We start from the raw sequence: 18914 nt of genomic DNA, 5'->3' as shown, positions 1-18914 counted from the left end.
TCAGCAAGAGAAAACCCTGTCGGGCGCGACCCGGCAGGGTTTTTTAGATCCGGCTGGCGCTGCCGCCCAACCAAGAGATGCTGTATCGGGGACGGGGCACATAACGGTAGCGATGCAAGCCGATCGGCAATTTCCAGGCGCGGCGAATGTCCATATCCTCGGGGAGATAACTCCCTTCTTCGGCCATGCTCCAGAGCCGTTGGGCCAAGCGGCGCATCGTTTCCGAGTCATCGATGGAGACCAGTTCGAGCAACGTCTGTCGCAACAGCGGCATGAGCGCTTGCCGCTTTCCCTCGTAAAAATCATCCTGCCTCTCAGGCTGCAGGAAGTCCCACCGTTCCAATCGACGGTAGTGTTGGGCGACAACGGCGGCCAGGTGCAGGGCAAGCCAGGCGGTTTCCGGTGAAGCGAGCCATGATCCGGGGGTGCGGTATTCAAAGCCATGGGGCTTTACCCGAAAATCGCCGAGGGCGCCGTAGAACTGGCGACGACGGGCCGCCGTTTCCGGGTTTTCCAGGTAGAGCAGGGGCAGCGCCAGGTACTGATCAAGGGCGCGGATCAACCGGCTATTGGGCTGGAGACCGCCGAAATGGATATGCCCGCCCGTCGGATAACCGGGGTATGGTTCCGAGCCGGCCACCCAGGCGATATTGCCATAGGGACAGAGGCGGTTGGCTTCATGCAGGACGACGCGCAACTGCTGCAGCGCTTCTGCTGCGTTTTCAGCTGGCGCCGGGCGAACCTCCGCGAGCGGCAGGTCATCGGATGCTCCGAAGGCCCGCCGGTTGTCACAACCAACAATGCCTGTACGGGGAAAAAAACGGGAGGCCGGCACCATGCGCCGCCCTGGTACGAGGGACAGCATGAACTCGGGATCGGAGCCAATGGTGACAGTTGCCCTTTCTTGCCACTCCCGGACGGACGCGGTGATGGCGTCGGCATAGGCCTGGGCCAGGCGGTTCCGGACGATGGGCGCCGGGTCGACGGCGAGGATGATGGGACCGCGGGAACGGTTGACACCGAGATGGACCCTGCCGAAGTCCAGACCCAGGCAATGCAACGCCCGTATGGCGGCGCTGACAAGTCGCTCCTCTTCCCAAGGCGTCAACTGTTCCACCCAGTGAAAGGAGGGCGTGACTGATTTGTTGGGCAAGAGATCGCGCAATTGCTGGGTGATCAGCACTTTGCGCTGGACAGCGATGACACGGGAATCCCATAGATAGATCTGGTATTCCTTTGGCCAGACCGCTAGGGGCCAGCGACTGGGATCCTCCCCCAGCAGCGCCTGCAGGTGGTTTCGCCGGAGCACCCTTTCCACGGCATCAAAATCGGTCGTCAGGGCTGTGACCGCTTGGACGTTAAAGAGCCGCTGGGCGGCGGCCGGTTGGCTTTCCCTCCCTGCGCCCCATTTGATCCACCAATCTACCGGCTCTGCCGGCCCATGTCGGCCGGCGGAAACGTCGATGTCACGGGCGGCTAGCCGTCGAGCCAGTTCCGCCATGCTTGAAGACGGGTCATGGTGAATATATATTTTCATGAATCTCCCCCCTCCGGGCTGCCAGGTGTTTTACGTATGACGCCAGCAGGAAGTCGCTCTTGCGTTGAATCCATGGCTCGTCGAAGCGTCCAGGTTTGGCGTTGATCTCGAGGAGCCACAGGTGCTCTCCTGGCTGTTCGAGACCCATATCCAATGTCAAGATCCCGAAGTGTTCATGGCTGTTTGCCTCCATCGCACGGGCAGCGGCGACTGCCGCCGACGCCATTTCCGATTCGATGCGCTTCCAGCGGAAACGATCAAAACGGGCGCGCACCAACTGATCCCGGCGCAGGATCTGCCCCCCGTTGGGACGGTGGGTGACGACATGGCCGGGCGCGGCCAGCCGAATGCCGGCATCGACATAGGTCCAACATCCCCGACCGTCTTTTTGAACGAGGACACGGAAATCATAGGGGCGGTCATCGATACGATCGAAGAACAAGGCCTGTTGGGAAAGGTACTCGCGCCGGGCGAGCAGATCATCAAGCCAACAGAGCAGTTTTTCTTCTTCATGGAAGGCAACCGGCAAGGCGCGCTTTTTGCGGACCTCCGTCACCTGCCAACCGGAAGCGTTCTGGCAGATCTGAAAGATCCCCTTGCCGCCGCAACTGTCAACCGGTTTCAGGTAAAGGCATGACCGGCGCTCCAGCATGGCGAACACATCCCTCGGCAGTGGCTGCAGCGTCGTTTCAGGCAAATAGGATGCCACGGCACTGCCAGAAAGGCGGCGGTGGAGGTCGGCTTTTGACAGGTACCCGGGATTGAACAGGATGTTGCCTTTTTGCTGCAACGCCCGCAGCGATGACTGCACCTCAGACCGGCGCTCGCGGCTCCGGTTAAGGATACGGTTGTAGAAGATTTTCGGGGGTCGCTTGCGTTCCGCAAGCCAGCGTTGTCTCAATCCCGGCCGCCAAACACGCACAAAGGGGTCTGGACTCAGATCGTCGACAGCCATAGCGACAGCCTGGATCCCACGCAGGCGCAGCGCATTGACTGTTTCGGCGATCGCTGGCGACCACTGGCCAAAGGGCGCTTTTTTCGAAGGATCGCCGGCGGCCAGAATCGCCACATAAGCCCCGGTCATGGAGAGTCGTCCCCTCCTTTGTTATCAAAGCCGTCCAAAAAACGCCCATAGGCAATGGGGCGTTCTAAGGCTAGACGGACGAGCCTCGGATCTCCCTCCCCTTCGTCGAGCCGTTTGAAGGGCTTTGCGTTGATCTCCAAGAGCCAGAGCTTGCCGCCGCGATCAAGGGCGAGATCGAGGCCCAATTCCCCTAACGTCATGGCGGCGCTTTCCTCCAAGATGCGCGGCAGCGATTCCCCCCACCGCTGCAACTCTTTGAGAATGGCCTGCCGTTTGCGTTTTGGGGGCAGTGACGCCGCTTTTAGGGAGTTGAGGATGCCCATCGCCCTGCCTCCCTGGCTCAGGTTGGAGGTGAATTTGCCGGGCGGGGCGATTCGCCCGAAGACTTTGGTGATCCGCCAGACTCCTTGACCGTCTTTTTGCGCCAATAAGCGAATGTCAAAGGGCGCTCCTTCGATCAAAGCCAGTCGCAGCCCTTGTTGGGCCACATAGGCGGTCCGCTCGAGCAGCCGTTTGATCTTGGCTTCAATGGCGGTCCGCGTGTACGCCAGCCCCAGCGTGGCCGTCGAATGACGACTGATCCAGGAGTACCCCCCTGAAGGATGAAGGCCGATCCGGTAGATTCCCAATCCCTGGGTTCCGTGGATCGGTTTGATGTAGATGACGCGATGCTCCTTGACCAGTGGCCACAGGTCTTCGGCTTTTTGCAACAACCGCGTTTCCGGCAAAAGAGGCCGGACGGCAACGTGCTTCTGCAGCAACTGATGGGTCTCCCATTTGTCGAGGTAGCGCGGGTTGAAGAGAATCAGGCCCGGGATGTCTGCCAGGCGTTTTTTGAGATCGCTGACCTCTGGCAGGTTTTCGAACTTGCGTGAAGGGATCCGGTTGTAGATCACCCGGGGGAGGGGGAGTGTCTGCTGTTGCCACTCATCCCCCCTGAGTATGACCCCTGTCACCGTGCGGTCCTCCCAGTTGATATCAGTGGGGCCGAAGACGACGGCCACAACGCCCATCTCACGGGCATAACGCTGTGTTTCCTTGAGATGGGCCGACCAGACATAGGGTTTGTTGGGATAACGATAGGAAAAAATACCGAGCAGCGGACCGGCGACAAAAGCCTGTTCCCTTCGCGAGTAAGCCAGTTGGCAGGGCAGGTTGATGGGCCAACGCAGGTGATTCAACAGTTCCGGCAAAAGCGGCGTCCGTGGTTTCGTTGGAACGATGCGGACCGTTGCCAGACAGGAACGCACACCGGCGCGAAGGAGAACTTCCTCCCCCGCTTCGATGCCGATTGTCCCGGCCTGGCGATCCGTCAGGTAGATGGTCCCCATACGCTCACCCGGCCTTGTTGACGTTCCTCGCCAGATACTGGGCATACTCCAAGGGCCGGCGCACTGCCGTGAGGCGGCTGCCCATGTCGCCGATACGAGAAAAGACGCTCCGCCCTGGACGAGAGTTGGCTTCCAAAAACCATACTTTCCCTTTGCTGTCGATCAGGAAATCGAGCCCCAATTCCGCCAGCCCTGGATGCAGGCGTGACAGGACCTTGGCGATGTGCAGGGCCAGCGCAAAAACCTGTTCCTCTTTCACGGCGGCGCCGCTCTCCAGGAGCGCCAAGGAAAGCGGCGCCGCGCTTGCCCCGGTGTGCAGGTTGCAGGTGATCCCATTGCCTGTCACCCGAGCGCTGCCCCCAGTGACCGCCCACTCCCCGCAGTCGCGCCGTTGGACGAGAACGCGCAGGTCGAAAATCCGCTCCCTCCAACGGGCCGGCTCGATGGCCCGCTGGATCAGGTAGCGCCTCCCTGCTGTTCGTCCCTTGAGCCAATGCCAGGCGGCTTTGCGGCGCAACTGCAGCCTCTGCCCGGCAGTCGGCTCCACAAGGACCTCCTCCTTTCCGCGCAGGGACATCCGGATGATCCCCAGGCCTTTTGCTCCATTATCCGGCTTAAGGTAGACGCTGCGCCATGTGGCCAGACAGGCCGACCACTCCCTTTCTCCCGTCAGCAGTTGCGTTTTCGGGAGATGTGGGGCGATAAAGGGATCGTCGAGCAAACGACGGTACACACTGAATTTGCCGCCAAAGGGCGGATTGAAGATGGGAATCCCCCGTTTTCGCAAGGCGCGACGACAGGTGACAACGCTGGCCCTTTGCAGATCGTATGGGAAAAATCGGTCATAGACAACGTCCGGCAAGGGGGTTCGCCGGAGAATCCAGCGCCGGCGCAGGCTGTTGAAGACATAGCCCTTGCACTCATTGCGACTCCAATGGACATGGTTGGGCGAGAAAATCACCAAGGTGATGCCCATGGTCTTCCCCAAAAGCGCCATTTGCCCGAAGAAGAGCCGGTTGCCCCGAAAGTTATCCCGAATGGTTCGGGGATGAACGAGCATGCCGAGAACGATCGGTTCACACCCCCTCCCCAAGTCTACAGCACTATATGTGCAGCCCCCAGGGGTGGTGAGCGGTGGCTTTCAGATGTTCTCTGAATTGTGGAATGCCGACGATGGGAGCATAAAGAAAACGCCCCGCAGCGGGACGTCGAAGTCAGGGGATGCTTTTAAATGGAGGTGACGCGATGCCTTTGCTCATCCTCACTGTCACAGTCATGATCGCCTTTGCCATCGGCTATGGACTGCGGAACTGCATTTCCCCACGGCAGCAGATGACAAAAGGGTTCGCCGGCTACCTCGCCGTTAGCCTGGCTGGCGTCACCTTTTCGATCGGCGCGGGGATTGACACCTGTTACGCCACCTTTGTCTGGTCAGGCATTGCCATCGCCTTTTGGCAGGGATTATCGCGGCATGATGTGTGGGACTAGGGCCTTTCACCGGCGGTTATGTAGATGTGATGAAACAGGGGCAATCCATTGTCCCACATACTCAAAAAGTACTCCTCTGTCAACGTCCGGTTGCCAGGCAGATCACTGTTTTCATCGGTTTCTCTTTTGGAGTCAAAAAAGTACAGGTCCCGCTTCTCTTCATCATACCCCACAAGGGTCATGTAATGCTGCCATAAAACCCCGTTGCCGACCAAGGTGATGACCGGGTTTCCTTGTGTCAGCCGGGCTTTTAGCGTGGGCAAGGCGCCACGGTAAATGGATGGGCCCATCCCCTGCGCTTGGAGATAGCTCATGATCCCCTTGGGCAACACATAGCCCGAAAAGGGGATTTTGTAAACCAATGCCGAATACACGCGGGCGCCTTCAGCATCCTTGCCCAGCGTTCGTAACAGGTAGGCCGTGGAAAAGGCGGAGCATTGGTTATGCCCTTGCACTTCATAAGCGGCTTCCCTGGGAACATGATACCGAGTCGGAATAGATTGGGCCGTCACGTCTTCGCTGGGAAAGGGTGTCAACAGATAGTAGACCAGACCGAGCAGAACAGCCGCAAGCATTAAAAGGGCAAGAAAAATAGGGGTGGCTTTTGCTCTCATCTTTTCTCCTGGTTTTTGTCGATTCTATATTTTTACAGATCGCCATTTCGCTGTATCCCCCCTATTTTTCCTCCTTCTCACCATTCGGACTCTCGATTTACTTCATATCTCCGCGTCTCCGATATTTTTTTCACTCATTGGACTTTGAACAGATGGAGCGGCTTTTTGATTTTGAGCACTTCCAACAGGATATTTTTTGCATTCGAGATCACCCTTTCTCCACCTTGCTTGTTCAACTGGTGAAAGAGATACACGAACAGACCGATGCGCCCCTGTCGACGACCTCGAATTGGGTGCTTAAACAATCAACCTATTAGGATTATCCTGATCTTATTTACATATATTTCTTGACGGTGGTAAATTACACAAAATATAATGAGAACATACGCTTTTCGCGTCAGCAATCTAATCATGGCCGGGGTAACTCGTGAGGAGGTGCGACGCAAAAAAGACGGTTTCACGGTGTCCAATCATCTGAATTCGAGGAGAGCGAACGCTAATGGAAACCTTATTTCAGGTATGTTTTGGCGTTGGCGCTGCCATGACCATCCTCTCTTTCGTCTTTGGCGAACTCTTTGAAACCTTTGACGTTGATCTCGACTTTTTTGACGGTCCCGCCGCTTGTTTTATGCCGCTGGGCACACAAACATTTTTTGCCTTTGTCACCGTCTTTGGCGGTGTTGGCATGTTGACAAACGAATTAACCCTGGCTGCGCGTTGGGGCACGGCTCTCGCTTCTGGCCTTCTCGTCTCTTTTCTGTTGAATCGTTTTCTCATCAGGCCCCTGAAACAGGGCGAAAGCACGACAACGGTTGAAGCGAAGAAGATGACCGGCGTACAAGCGAAAGCCTTATCTTCCATGAAAGGAGACGAACTCGGCGAAATCTCCTATCGTATCAAAGGCATCCGCCATCGCGCGCCGGCCCGTTGCTTCGATCAAGGCGAGATCCACACTGGCGATGATGTGGTCATCATCAAGGTGGAAAAACAGATCAATCTCGTGGCCAAAATCTGAGGAGGAACTATATGTTTACCATTATCGGCGATCTCCTTCCCAGCGCGTCGATCTCCGTCGGCATTGTCTTGATTCTGCTGCTCATCATCTTCGGCGTTCTTTCCATGTGGCGCAAAGTGCCCACAGGGAAAGCCTTGGTGATCAAAGGGCCGAACAACAGCCTGCGCGTCATCGCTGGCGGCGGCGGTGTTGTCATTCCTATTCTCTACCAAGTCGACACCATCTCTTTGGAATCGATCAACCTGGAGGTACGGGTACGAAAGGCCTACACGACCCAAGGGGTGGACATCAATGTGAGTGGCGTCGCGGTCATCAAGGTCAAGAGCGACACCAACGAGTCGATTCTCGCCGCTCTGGAGCGCTTTAACGCTGGAAATGCCAATGAAACGGTGCTGAAGATCCGCACGATCGCCCATGAAGTCCTGAGCGGCAAGCTGCGCGAGATCATCTCTCGCCTGACCGTCGAAGAGGTGTACCGCGATCGGGAACGCTTTTCCCAAGAGATTCTGCTCGGCGCAAAAGAGAACTTTGCCGAAATGGGTCTCTTGATCGAAACGCTGACCATCCAAGAGATCTCTGATGACAACGGGTATCTGGAAGCCCTCGGCAAAGAACGGGTCGCCGAAGTCAAGAAAGAGGCGGAGATCGCCGAGGCGCGGGCGCGCCGGGACGCAGAGATCGAAAAAGCACGGGCTCGCAAGGAGACAGAGGTCCAGACGGCGGAAGCCGTCAAAGAGGGCCAAGCGGCTCAGCTTCGCGCCGACGCCGATGTGGCAGAGGAGCGCAAAAATACGGATCTCAAGATCCAGGGCTTCAAAAAAGAACAGGAAACGGCTCGCGCCAACGCTGATTTGGCCTATGAGATCGAAGGCCTGCGCATCAAGCAGCAAGCCGAACGCGAGAAGATGCAGATCGACATCATCCGCAAGGAAAAAGAGACAGAACTGGCCCAAAAAGAGGCGGAACGGAAGGAAAAAGAGCTCGAAGCGACCGTGAAAAAGCAAGCGGAGGCCGAGCAGTTCCAGGTTGAACGCCAAGCTGACGCAACGCGGTATCAGAAGATCCAAGAGGCCCAGGCGGAAGCGGCGGCCATCGAAGCCAAAGGCCGTGCCGCAGCAGAAGCAAAGCGCCTTGAGGGGATGGCCGAGGTTGAGATCATCCGGGAAAAGGGCATGGCCGAAGCGGCAGCGATCGAAGCGCTCGGGGAAGCCTACAAGAAGTACGAGCAGTCGGCGATGACCTTGGTGTTGATGGAAAAGCTGATCGACAAGATGCCGGAAATCACGCGCCATATCGCCGAACCGCTCAGCCGCATCGAACGCATCACCATCGTCGATTCGGGCAACGGCAACAACGCCGGCGCCTCGAAGGTCACCAACTATGTGACAGAACTGATGACGCAACTGCCCGATGTGCTAAAGACAACCACCGGCATCGATCTCCATCAATTTCTCTTGAAACACATCGATCAATTGCCCGATGTGAATCAGGAGGCGGCTGCTGCTTGTGAGAGCGGATCACGGGAGTGCGCAGAAGCGGCCACCCAAGATAAGCAGTGTCTATCGCAACAACAACGCTGACCATTGCCCTGATTTTTTTGCTACACACTGACAAAGTATCACAACAGGGGAGTTTGATTCAAACATGGAAAAGATCACAGCGGAAACACAAGTTAGCAAGCAACTAGAGGGCATACCCGTAAAAGACAATGAACACAGTCCAAGTATCGGCAATTATCAGTATGAAGTCGCCTTTCAGGTGCGCGACTATGAGTGTGACCTGCAAGGAGTCGTCAACAACGCTGTGTACCTGCATTATCTGGAACACGGGCGGCACGAGTTTCTCTATGCGAAGGGCATTGATTTCGCTCGTCTGCACCAAGAGGGGAAGGATCTCGTGCTTATCCGCATCGAAGCCGATTATAAGCTTCCACTGCGCAGCCGAGACCGTTTCGTCGTCCGTATGAACGTGGTTCGCGAAGGCCGGTTGCGGCTTGTTTTTATACAGGATCTCTACCGGCTTCCCGATGAGAAACTGGTGCTGAAAGCGAAAGCCACAGGCGTCTGTGTTCATAAGGGCAAGCCGACCCTGCTCGAGGAAGTGGCCCAGGCATTCTTTTAAGATATACCGTTTAATCGAACTTCTTATCTGATATCATTTAAATAAGGGCGAACAGCAGGATAAGGAGGTCTACACAATGATCATCACCACCACGAACAACATCGATGGTCGATCCGTTACTGATTATCTGGGCATCGTAGCCGGGGAGGCCGTCATGGGGGCGAACGTGGTCCGCGACTTTCTGGCCAGCATCACTGATGTGATTGGGGGTCGTTCCGGCGCCTATGAGGAAAAACTGAATGAGGCTCGCCAAATCGCCATTCGGGAAATGAAGGAGCACGCCCTTCGTCTCGGCGCCGATGCCGTGATCGGCGTTGATCTTGATTATGAGGTGATCCGCGACGGGATGTTGATGGTGACAGCCAGCGGCACGGCGGTAAAAGTCAGGTAACCACAGGGAGAACAAAATCGCCGTTCACCTTGCCTCATTCGGGCGAGATGAACGGCGATTTTCTTATGGGCTTCCCTTTCACCGATTGATCATTTTCGTTAGTGATGAGATTTGAATGACTGTTTTTTGGGGAATGTGATTTAGTTTTGTCTGCGAAAATCGAATCGATCATGGGGAACATGGAGTTCATGCCCGTTGATGACAACCCTGTCGTCATCGAGCCAATTGATTTCCGCTTGATCCTCTCGATAGTTCCAGTATATATTTTGGGGATCTCTTTTTTGCTTGTTAAATACCAACTCTCCGCGAATAGCAAAAGCAGTCGTGGCGCCTCCGTTTGTCCGATAGGCTTTTACCGTGTAGGTTCCGGCGGGAGAAGTCGCTTCCGTGAGATACTCCCCTTCCGGCAATCGATCCATATCGTACGCCAGCCAATATATCCCGTAAGAAAAAGCGCTGATGATGAACAAAAGGATACCCACGATTGCGTAGCGGATGTTTCTTTTCACTCGCAGTATCTGTTTATACTCAGCTACTTCATCAGTTGACGACCAAATCACTGAGGGCTTTTGATGGTTTTCCGCTGCAACCACCTCCATCATTGAGGACATCTTCTACCATAATATAACTATCTCGGTGTTTTGTAAATATTTTCAAAAGTAGTGCGTCTTCACATAAGGCGATTTTCCAAAGGTCAAAAGATGTTTTTTGAACGAAAAACAGCCCGGTTCCCAAACCGAACTGTCTCTCGTTAGTCTCCGATTTCTTCTTTATCGGGCTGTACCCAGAAAAATTATATCCAACATGATGGGACGATGAATCAAAGGTGCTCGATTGCTTGTTCGTTAACGAATAAAATTGGTAATCGCCCGTGGTTCCTTTTCCGGCAGTGCGACGCCGGCGGCTTTTCCGGCTTCAATGGACTTCAACAGCCAAGCCATATTGTTGCCCAGTGTGCGCATGGTCTGCATGCCTTCCAAATCCTGACGGACTTCTTCGGGCCGATTGCCATGGACCATATTCCAATACTGAGACGACACCACCGGCATGTTGCTGATGGTGAAATATTTATTGATCTGATCGAATGTGGCAGTGGTTCCGCCACGGCGAGCGCTAACTATGGCGGCAGCCGGCTTGAAGGCAAAGAGCCCGCTGCGAAGGCCCGCATAGAACACCCTGTCCATAAAGGAAGTCAACATGCCGGAAGCCGATGCAAAATGCACCGGTGAACCAAATATAAAGCCGTCTGCCGATGCCGCCTTCTCTAAGAACTCATTGACTCCATCGTTCATGAAGCATTGGCCCGTTTTCTGACAGGCGCCGCAACCGTGGCAACCGGAAATGGGCTTTTTGCCAACATGAAAAATCTCTGTTTCGATGCCCTGTTTTTCTAAGGCGGCGGCGACCTCTGTCAACGCCGTATAGGTGCATCCCTTTTCATGGGGGCTGCCGTTGACTAATAATACCTTCATCCAGAAAAACTCCTTCTTTATTGTATTCACACATGGTAAGCACAGATGGTTGACGACGGAGCGAACATTTTAGCATTCCATATTTGAGCTCCATTATCCTTCTCAGATGTCCCTCTTCCCGCCCATCTCCCTTCCACGGAATCCCCGCCCCCACCGGTTAAGCGATATTCTTCGGTACGGCAACGATCGACTTCAGTTGTCGATCGTAAAAGTGAAATAAAATGTAAAACAGGAAATCCGTTTCACATGTCGAAAAACGAAATAGATGGGCTGACCGCCTGGCATTTTCCGTAGCAAAGGAGAACGTTCCGTGTATCAACAACCGGCAAAGATGTTCTTGCGTTATATTTGCCCCGTCCTATTGACTGCATTTTTGACAGTAGTTCCGAATCAAGCCTTCGCCGGTAATGGCATGACATACACCGTCAAATCCGGCGACACCTTATGGGCGATTTCCCGGCATACCGGCGTAACCGTCAGCAAATTGATCGAGGTTAACCCGCAATTACATAACCCCAACACCTTGAAAGTTGGTCAGGTTTTAAATCTTCCCGACTTGGATTCACCGAATGGGATAAGCCAGCCACCTCAATCCTCTTCTTCGATTTCTTCCTCCTCGTCTCTTTTTCCCTCTTCATCCTCCTCATCTCCATCGTCCCCTTCCTCCCCTTCCTCCCCATCCTCTCCGTCGTCCCTTTCCACCCCGTCGACTTCATCCCCTCTGACTCCGCTTTCCAATTCAAACTTCAGTTCTTCGTCCTTATCGTTCTCTTCGCAAACACCGTCGCAAGCGATCGGAGCTACGGGAACTTCCAAAAGCCCCGAGTGGCAGAAAACGGCCGAAGCCATCATCGCTGCAGGGAAAAAACTGCTGGGCAAGCCTTATAAATATGGCGCCCAATCGATGAACCCCTCTGCCTTTGACTGTTCCAGTTTTACGCAATATGTGTATGGACTGAACCACATCCAACTCAATCGAACAGCGGCGCAGCAAGCGACACAAGGAAAAAGTGTCGAAAAATCTCAACTCCGAAGCGGCGATCTGGTTTTTTTCTGGAACAGCTCCACGCAAAATAAAAAGGGGAATGAACGGATCGGTCATGTAGGGGTATATTTGGGCGATGGGAAGGTCTTGCATTGCTCTACGACAGATAAGGGAGTTATCATCAGCAATTTGAACGACCCCTATTATTTGAAAACCTACATCTGCGCTCGGAGAATAATCGTGTAGGAACATAATGAAAAATCCAATATGACCCTATGTATATCGTAACTGTTAGGCAAGCCGGTGAATTCTCCAAATAAAAAAGCAGAAGCCCTCTTGGCTCACCTTAATGAAGCGCAAGAGGGCTTTTGCATTTCCTGTTATGTCAAATCTCCATAATAATCGGCAACACGATCGGACGCCGCTTCGTTTTCTGATAAAAGAACTCATTCAACGTATCGCGGATCAGGTTTTTCAGCACCGACCATTCTGTTGTCCCTGTGTTGCGGCCGGTCAGGGCCTCCTTGACACGGGATTTGGCTTCGCCGAGCATGTCTCCGGCCTCACGGACGAAGACGAAGCCGCGGGAGACGAGGTCAGGCCCGGCGAGAACGTTGCCGTTTTCTTTATCAATGGTGACGACGGCGATGACGACGCCGTCCTGTGCCAGGTGGTGGCGGTCACGCAGGACGATGTTGCCCACGTCGCCGACGCCGATGCCATCGACCATGACACTGCCCGCCTCGACGGTTCCGGTCATCTGGGCCATTTCCTCGTTAAGTTCGTAACGTTCACCGATATTGACGCGGAGGATATGATCGTCAGGGATGCCCATCGTCTGCCCCAGTTTGGCAAAGGTGGCCTGGTGCCGGTATTCGCCGTGGAAGGGGATGACGTATTTGGGGCGCAGGAAGTTGAGCATGAGCTTGATTTCCTGCTGGGCGGCGTGACCGGAGACGTGGACATTGGCCACTTCCTTGTAGACCACATCGGCGCCTATGCGGAAGAGGTTGTCGATGGTCCGGGAGACGAGCTTTTCGTTGCCCGGGATCGGCGTGGCCGAGATGATCACTGTGTCACCTTGGCGGATGGCCACCTGGCGGTGGTTGTTGGTCGCCATCCGGGTCAGTGCCGCCATCGGTTCGCCCTGAGATCCGGTGGTGATGATGGTGACCTGATTGTCAGGAAGGCGATCGATCTCTTCCGCCTCGATCAACATGCCTTTGGGGATATTGAGGTAACCCAGTTGCTGGGACACATCGACGACGGTCACCATGCTGCGCCCGACGACAGCCACCTTGCGATTGAACTCAGCCGCCGTGTCGATCACCTGTTGGATACGGTGAACGTTGGAGGCAAAGGTGGCGATGATGATGCGGCTGTCCGTTTTGGCGAAGACAGCGCGGAAGGTGTCGCCGACAGTCCGTTCCGACGGCGTGTAGCCAGGACGCTCAACATTGGTGGAGTCACAGATGAAGAGCAAGACGCCTTCATCGCCGTAACGGGCCAGCTTGCTGAATTCAAGAACCTTATCGTCGACCGGCGTCTGGTCAAGCTTGAAATCGCCCGAGTGGACGATAAGCCCTGCCGGGGTGCGGACAGCAATGCCGATGCCGTCAGGGATGGAATGGTTGACGCGGAAAAACTCCACCTGGAAAGCGCCCACGTTGACTACGTCTTCGGCGGTGATTTCGTGAAGCTTGGCATCACGGATCAGTCCGTGTTCGGTCAGTTTGTTTTTGACAAGGCCCAAGGTCAGCCGGGTGCCATAGACGGGCACCTGGATTTGCTTGAGCGTGAAGGGCAGTCCGCCGATGTGGTCTTCGTGACCATGGGTGAGAAAAATCCCCCGCACCCTGTCCATATTTTGGACGAGATAGGTGATGTCGGGAATGACGAGGTCAATCCCCAACAGTTCCTCTCCAGGAAACTTTACGCCTGAATCGATGACGATGATGTCGTCGCCATACTCGATGACAAGCATGTTCTTGCCCACCTCGCCAACGCCGCCGAGGGGGATGACGCTGACTGTCGGCAAGGTCGATTTCGGTTTTGGCTTCGTCTTGCTGCGGCGGGGACGGTAACCGTTCTTTTTCGTGCGATTCGCCGGCGCTTTGGCGCTGCTGGCGCTGGTGTTGTCACTGCCACTGCCGTTTCCGCCATTCCCAGTGACCTTGCCGTCGCCGTTGATATTCGCGATAGCAACGTCCTTGCCGATGCCATCGGCATTGGCAACAGCCTTGGCCTTCGGATTGGCCTGGCCCCGACCGCTGCCTCTGCTGCCCACATTGCCTTTGCTCCTGCCGGCACTTTTGGCATTGCTCTTCCCGTCGCTGCTGGCGCTGGCGTTGACATTGCCTTTGCCGTTCACATTGGCATTGTTCTTGCCGCCACCATTTGCAGCGGCTGTAGCATTTTCCGTGCCGCCGTTGGCAGCAGCGCCGGCAGCGCCTTTGCCGTTAGGTTCTTGTGCTATGCTCATGGTATCTCCTTTATTAACCAAATACGTTTTGCAGCCCTTTTTTTATTGTTTCAGGATCCAACTCCTCTTCATTCGCCTCATTCAATTCGGATACGCTGGCCATCAGCGGCGCCAAGGTCCCTTCGTCGTCGGTCCCATCAGGGGCAGCGTCTTCCCCGCCGAAGACTGTTTTTGTTGAGTGAGCCGAGAGCGGGAGCGGAAAAAAGGCGGGCTGTGATGAAGGGATCCAGGGGGGCATGCCGTTTCCTAGCAGAACCTGGCGTATGACGGCGCCAGGTTCTTTCAACTGATCGAGCCACCAAATCAACGGGGCCTCGCGAGGGTTGCCTTCGTCTAAGGAAAGATCGACGCGGAAATGCCTCATTTGTTTTCTCCGTAACGCATGACGGCCAGTTTCAAGAAGCCCAGGGCGTTGGCAAACTGGATCACGTTCCAATCGCCAGCCACCGCTTCGCCTTCAAACTCATCTTGGACAAGCAGGATGTCCGGGAAGGTTTCTTTCAGGAAGGGGTGCATCACATAGCCACCGCCGCCGACAAGAATCATGGCCCGGAATTCCATGTGGTTCGGCCACTTCGCTGAGATCTCCCGGACGATTTTTCTCGCCACCCTAGAGGCCGATGCGTCGATTACGGAAGTGATGTCATAGACTTTCCCTTTGACCTCCACCTTCCGCTCGCGCAACATCTGATCGACTTCGGCGAGACGAGGATAGTAATGATCAAAGTTTTTCATTAAAAAGTCCCGAATATCCATGAGAATCTTGTGGGTGCCGCCGTCATTGACAGAGAAGCTGCGCTGGTCGACGAACTTCAGATCTTCCATATAGATGCAGTCGGTTGTCTTCGTTCCCCCGTCAATGATGCCGATCTTGCCACGGGCCAGACGGGGCGTGCGCACCTCAGACCGGAAATCCAGGATTTGGTTGAAGATGGCCCCACCGGCCTGGGGAAAGATCTCGAAGTTGCGAATGCGGATCAGGCGCACGTCCTGTCCCAGAACCTTGACAAAGCGGGACATCTGGTGGGCGCGCAGCTTGTCCTCAAAACGAGCTTTCTGGGTCCGATAAAAGTTGATCGGCAGGCCCAGGTATATGTTCACATCCTGATCCGGTTTGTCACTGACCAGGGCCAGGGCGGTATAGACGAGCACTTCAAAATCGACGTTGAAAATCTTATCAGGGTCGATGTCCAGTTCAGCTTCTGTCTCCCGTAAGGCCAGGTTGCCCACGAAATAACGCCGTCCATCTACATCGACAACGAGGTTGTCCATCGGGTCGTTAGAACCAAAGCCCGACAGGATATGCAATTCCCGGCCTTCACCGACGATACTGGGAAAAAGAGCCCAACGGCCGTTTCCAGCAACAACCTTCACATAGCCGAAACCGATATCAAGCCCAACGGTCAGATTTTTTCCCTCACTCGGTTCAAATCCCGGCAACTGTCGTACTCGGGCCGCATGTATGCTCATGGCGCTTCAAATCCTCCGGTTACATGTACTTTATTGTTTCTTTCGACAAATCAATTGTCAAATCCTTTTAGAAAAGGCGAACTAAGGCACATGGGAGAGCGGCGGAAAAAGGCGGTTCAAGGCCTCTAAGACGCCCATGGAATTGCGAGCCCTGGTGACGTAATCGGCCTCCCGGTGAAGCGCCTCAGGCGCGTTGGCCACGAAGACACCCTGTCCGGCCCAGCGGATCATGCTCAGGTCGTTATGATTGTCGCCGATAGCCATCACTTCACTCTGGTCAATGGACAAAGACGCGGCCAGTTGGGCCAGAGCCGCCCCCTTCGACACCTCAGGATGAAGGATTTCGATAAAGTAATCATGAGAGTTGGTGATGGCAACGGCGCCGTTCAGGTGTTCCAAGATCTCTTGGGTCATCGATGGTGTGGCCGCCGGATCGGTCATGAGAACAAACATGGTCGGATGGCGATCCGGTCCGCCTGCCAGATGAGCGGCCAGATCGTCGACAAAATGGAAGGAAAGTCCAAGCGCCCGTTCATAGCTGGCGGTGTATTCGTGAGTCCTGTCAGTGAACACGTCGTCACCGTGAAAGGAATAGCGCAACGCATCACTGCTCTTTCCTTTGAGCCACTGCAGAAGGGAAATTACCTGCTGCGCGTCTAACCTTCGATGGTGGAGGATGGGGCCATTTTCTGGATGGCGGATCAAAGCGCCGTTGCAGGTGATCAGCGGCGCCTTGAGTTCGAGCTGTTGGGCATAGGGCATGGCTGATCGGTAGATCCGCCCTGTCGCTATCGTAAAGATGACTCCAGCCTGACGTAATTCAGCGATCCGTTGAGCTACCGGTTCAGGGATCCGCCGCTTCTCATCGAGAAGGGTGCCATCCATATCCATCGCTACAAGTCGGATGGGACTCATTGCGGCCTCCATGACCAGGTGTAGCCTTGAAAGTGCAGATTCGTCTCCCGTGGGTAGCTTTCCATCTCGATAAACTGATCGACCGGAAGGGTGATCTCCCAGGCAGGTTGAATCGTTCGTGGAAGCAGTTGAAAGGCCACTTGCTCCACAGTCAAGTGGCCTTCTTCGATCCGCTCTTCCCGCCGGATGACGGCGTCCATCGTGCAGGCGCTCCGCCAGATCGCCGTATGTTGGCCTGTCTTCAGGGTGAGGATTCCCTGCCGGCCGATAAAAGCGGCGAGAGCGACCCCCAGGATCTCTTCCCGGGGGTCGGAAGTGACATATTCCGTGCCAGCCAAGTGATAATTGCCCATGGGCCACGCTCCTAGAGGCTGTAGTTGGGGGCTTCCTTGGTGATGGTGACGTCGTGGGGGTGGCTTTCCCGCAAACCGGCGGCAGTGATCCGGATGAATCGGGTCTTGGACATCAACTCTTCGATGTTGGCGCAGCCGCAGTAGCCCATGCCGGAGCGCAAACCGCCGACGAGTTGGAAGACCGTGTCGGCCAGAGGCCCTTTGTAGGGAACGCGGCCCTCAATGCCTTCCGGAACCAGTTTCTTATCATCTTCTTGGAAGTAGCGGTCTTTTGAGCCTTCCTTCATGGCGCCCAGGGAGCCCATCCCGCGGTATACCTTGAAACTCCGGCCTTGGTAGATCTCGATGTCCCCAGGGCTCTCCTCGGTGCCGGCCAGCAGGCTGCCGATCATGACCACGTTCGCCCCGGCGGCGATGGCCTTGGCCACATCACCGGAGAATTTGATGCCGCCGTCGCCGATGATGGGGACATTCCGTTCTCGGGCGGCGCGGGCGCATTCGGCGATGGCCGTGATCTGGGGAACACCGATGCCGGCGACGACGCGGGTCGTGCAGATGGAGCCAGGTCCGATGCCCACTTTGACACAGTCGGCGCCGCAGGAGATCAGGTCAGCCGTCGCTTCATAGGTAGCCACATTGCCGGCGATCAGGTCGACCTGTGGGAACTCGCCCTTGATCTTTTCCACCATGTTCAAGACACCCCGGGAATGGCCGTGGGCCGTATCGACGACAAGGGCGTCGACGCCGACGGAAACGAGGGCCTTCACACGCTCCATCGTGTCAGCCGTGATGCCAACAGCGGCGCAGGCGCGCAGGCGGCCGCGATCATCCTTCGTGGAGTTGGGGTACTGGCGAGCCTTTTGAATATCCTTGATGGTGATCAGACCCTTGAGGTGGCCTTCGTTATCGACGATGGGGAGTTTTTCCACCTTGTGGTTGCGGAGAATCTCCTTCGCCTCCGCCAGCGAGGTCCCGATTGGCGCCGTGACGAGGTTCTCCTTGGTCATTACATTCGCGATCGGTTTTTCAAAATCGGTTTCAAAACGCAGGTCCCGATTGGTCAGTATGCCGACCAGTTTTCCTTCTTCATTGGCGATGGGCACACCGGAGATGTGATACCGCTCCATGATCGCCAATGCGTCAGTTACTTTATGTTGCGGCGACAGGTAGATGGGGTCAGTGATAACGCCGTGTTCCGACCGTTTCACCCGATCGACTTCATGGGCTTGTTGTTCGATTGTCATGTTCTTATGGATGACACCGATGCCGCCTTCCCGAGCCATGGCGATCGCCATGCGCGAATCGGTGACCGTATCCATGCCGGCTGACATAAGGGGGATATTTAAACGGATGCGCCGGGTCAACCAGGTATGGGTGTCCACATCCCGAGGGAGCACCTCCGATTTGGCGGGTACGAGCAGTACGTCATCAAAAGTCAAACCTTCTACAATGTTTAGCAAGTCACTCACGTGACCATCTCCTTTCCAGGACCGGAGCCCTTTTCCCTCTCTTCTACTCTACTCCGATTTAATCGGATTATCCAAGGTTGCAGAGACCAACATCGACCGGTGGAAACCGCCCCCAGACTCTTATCCTTCATTTTACCACAAAAAAGCGAGCGGAAGAAAATTATTTCTTCCCATATGCTCCATTGGC

Annotated in this window: 19 protein-coding genes; 6 read left to right on the top strand and 13 right to left on the bottom strand. The window is 55.4% G+C overall.

The window, feature by feature from the left end; genetic code table 11:
* Positions 1 to 43: 43 nt before the first annotated feature.
* From GTO89_RS12125 to GTO89_RS12110, 4 genes are read right to left on the bottom strand one after another with little or no spacing between them, the layout of a single operon-like run.
* Entirely contained in the window at positions 44 to 1537 is a 1494-nt protein-coding gene (locus GTO89_RS12125; protein ID WP_161262360.1) for a putative amidoligase domain-containing protein, read from the bottom strand.
* Positions 1515 to 2621 carry a YheC/YheD family endospore coat-associated protein gene (locus GTO89_RS12120; protein ID WP_161262359.1) on the bottom strand — a complete coding sequence of 369 codons (1107 nt, stop codon included), beginning with the start codon at positions 2619 to 2621 and terminating at the stop codon, positions 1515 to 1517. The genes GTO89_RS12125 and GTO89_RS12120 overlap by 23 nt, the downstream gene beginning before the upstream one ends.
* Complete coding sequence (locus tag GTO89_RS12115; protein WP_161262358.1) at positions 2618 to 3952, bottom strand: YheC/YheD family endospore coat-associated protein; 1335 nt, start codon at positions 3950 to 3952, stop codon at positions 2618 to 2620. The genes GTO89_RS12120 and GTO89_RS12115 overlap by 4 nt, the downstream gene beginning before the upstream one ends.
* Before the next feature lie 4 nt (positions 3953 to 3956).
* Positions 3957 to 5045 carry a YheC/YheD family endospore coat-associated protein gene (locus GTO89_RS12110; RefSeq protein WP_161262357.1) on the bottom strand — a complete coding sequence of 363 codons (1089 nt, stop codon included), beginning with the start codon at positions 5043 to 5045 and terminating at the stop codon, positions 3957 to 3959.
* A gap of 152 nt (positions 5046 to 5197) precedes the next feature.
* Here GTO89_RS12110 and GTO89_RS12105 point away from each other — a divergent pair, with 152 nt between their 5' ends.
* Positions 5198 to 5440, top strand: a complete 243-nt coding sequence (locus GTO89_RS12105) for a hypothetical protein (protein WP_161262356.1) — start codon at positions 5198 to 5200, stop codon at positions 5438 to 5440.
* Here GTO89_RS12105 and GTO89_RS12100 read toward each other — a convergent pair.
* On the bottom strand, positions 5437 to 6054 hold the full coding sequence (locus GTO89_RS12100) for a C39 family peptidase (RefSeq protein WP_235920436.1): 618 nt from the start codon (positions 6052 to 6054) through the stop codon (positions 5437 to 5439). The two genes, GTO89_RS12105 and GTO89_RS12100, sit on opposite strands and share 4 nt — an antisense overlap.
* Positions 6055 to 6553: 499 nt before the next feature.
* Here GTO89_RS12100 and GTO89_RS12095 point away from each other — a divergent pair, with 499 nt between their 5' ends.
* The 4 genes from GTO89_RS12095 to GTO89_RS12080 all read left to right on the top strand — a co-directional run bounded on the left by GTO89_RS12095 (position 6554) and on the right by GTO89_RS12080 (position 9581).
* Positions 6554 to 7069 (top strand): hypothetical protein, encoded by a 516-nt coding sequence (locus GTO89_RS12095; protein ID WP_161262355.1) that lies wholly within the window; start codon positions 6554 to 6556, stop codon positions 7067 to 7069.
* 11 nt (positions 7070 to 7080) lie between these two features.
* Entirely contained in the window at positions 7081 to 8649 is a 1569-nt protein-coding gene (locus tag GTO89_RS12090) for a flotillin family protein (RefSeq protein WP_161262354.1), read from the top strand.
* Positions 8650 to 8713: 64 nt separating this feature from the next.
* Positions 8714 to 9190 (top strand): acyl-CoA thioesterase, encoded by a 477-nt coding sequence (locus GTO89_RS12085; RefSeq protein ID WP_161262353.1) that lies wholly within the window; start codon positions 8714 to 8716, stop codon positions 9188 to 9190.
* A 76-nt stretch (positions 9191 to 9266) separates the two neighbouring features.
* Complete coding sequence (locus tag GTO89_RS12080; RefSeq protein ID WP_161262352.1) at positions 9267 to 9581, top strand: YbjQ family protein; 315 nt, start codon at positions 9267 to 9269, stop codon at positions 9579 to 9581.
* A gap of 140 nt (positions 9582 to 9721) precedes the next feature.
* On the opposite strand, the gene GTO89_RS12075 is transcribed toward GTO89_RS12080, so the two are convergent.
* Positions 9722 to 10183: a DUF5412 domain-containing protein gene (locus GTO89_RS12075; RefSeq protein ID WP_235920435.1), complete on the bottom strand. Its 462-nt coding sequence runs from the start codon at positions 10181 to 10183 to the stop codon at positions 9722 to 9724.
* Positions 10184 to 10426: 243 nt separating this feature from the next.
* Positions 10427 to 11053 (bottom strand): flavodoxin family protein, encoded by a 627-nt coding sequence (locus tag GTO89_RS12070; protein ID WP_161262351.1) that lies wholly within the window; start codon positions 11051 to 11053, stop codon positions 10427 to 10429.
* A gap of 310 nt (positions 11054 to 11363) precedes the next feature.
* On the opposite strand from GTO89_RS12070, the gene GTO89_RS12065 reads away from it, so the two are divergent.
* Positions 11364 to 12284 carry a C40 family peptidase gene (locus tag GTO89_RS12065; protein WP_161262350.1) on the top strand — a complete coding sequence of 307 codons (921 nt, stop codon included), beginning with the start codon at positions 11364 to 11366 and terminating at the stop codon, positions 12282 to 12284.
* A gap of 139 nt (positions 12285 to 12423) precedes the next feature.
* Here GTO89_RS12065 and GTO89_RS12060 read toward each other — a convergent pair whose 3' ends face one another.
* From GTO89_RS12060 to guaB, 6 genes are all read right to left on the bottom strand, one after another.
* A complete protein-coding gene (locus tag GTO89_RS12060) occupies positions 12424 to 14076 on the bottom strand; it encodes a ribonuclease J (RefSeq protein ID WP_161262429.1) in 1653 nt (550 codons plus the stop codon).
* A 457-nt stretch (positions 14077 to 14533) separates the two neighbouring features.
* Positions 14534 to 14884, bottom strand: a complete 351-nt coding sequence (locus tag GTO89_RS12055) for a hypothetical protein (RefSeq protein WP_161262349.1) — start codon at positions 14882 to 14884, stop codon at positions 14534 to 14536.
* Entirely contained in the window at positions 14881 to 15990 is a 1110-nt protein-coding gene (locus GTO89_RS12050; protein ID WP_161262348.1) for a ParM/StbA family protein, read from the bottom strand. The genes GTO89_RS12055 and GTO89_RS12050 overlap by 4 nt, the downstream gene beginning before the upstream one ends.
* Positions 15991 to 16071: 81 nt before the next feature.
* Positions 16072 to 16905, bottom strand: coding sequence for a Cof-type HAD-IIB family hydrolase (locus GTO89_RS12045; RefSeq protein WP_161262347.1), 834 nt, complete (start codon positions 16903 to 16905; stop codon positions 16072 to 16074).
* The gene (locus tag GTO89_RS12040) at positions 16902 to 17258 is read right to left on the bottom strand and encodes a hypothetical protein (RefSeq protein ID WP_161262346.1); all 357 of its coding nucleotides are present in this window, start codon (positions 17256 to 17258) and stop codon (positions 16902 to 16904) included. The genes GTO89_RS12045 and GTO89_RS12040 overlap by 4 nt, the downstream gene beginning before the upstream one ends.
* A gap of 11 nt (positions 17259 to 17269) precedes the next feature.
* Complete coding sequence (gene guaB, locus GTO89_RS12035; RefSeq protein WP_161262345.1) at positions 17270 to 18727, bottom strand: IMP dehydrogenase; 1458 nt, start codon at positions 18725 to 18727, stop codon at positions 17270 to 17272.
* Positions 18728 to 18914: the final 187 nt, after the last annotated feature.

This window comes from Heliomicrobium gestii (genome assembly GCF_009877435.1).
Taxonomy (GTDB): Bacteria; Bacillota; Desulfitobacteriia; order Heliobacteriales; family Heliobacteriaceae; genus Heliomicrobium; species Heliomicrobium gestii.
The sequence above is the reverse complement of the archived record's forward strand: the minus strand, read 5'-3'. Positions and strand labels throughout refer to the sequence as shown.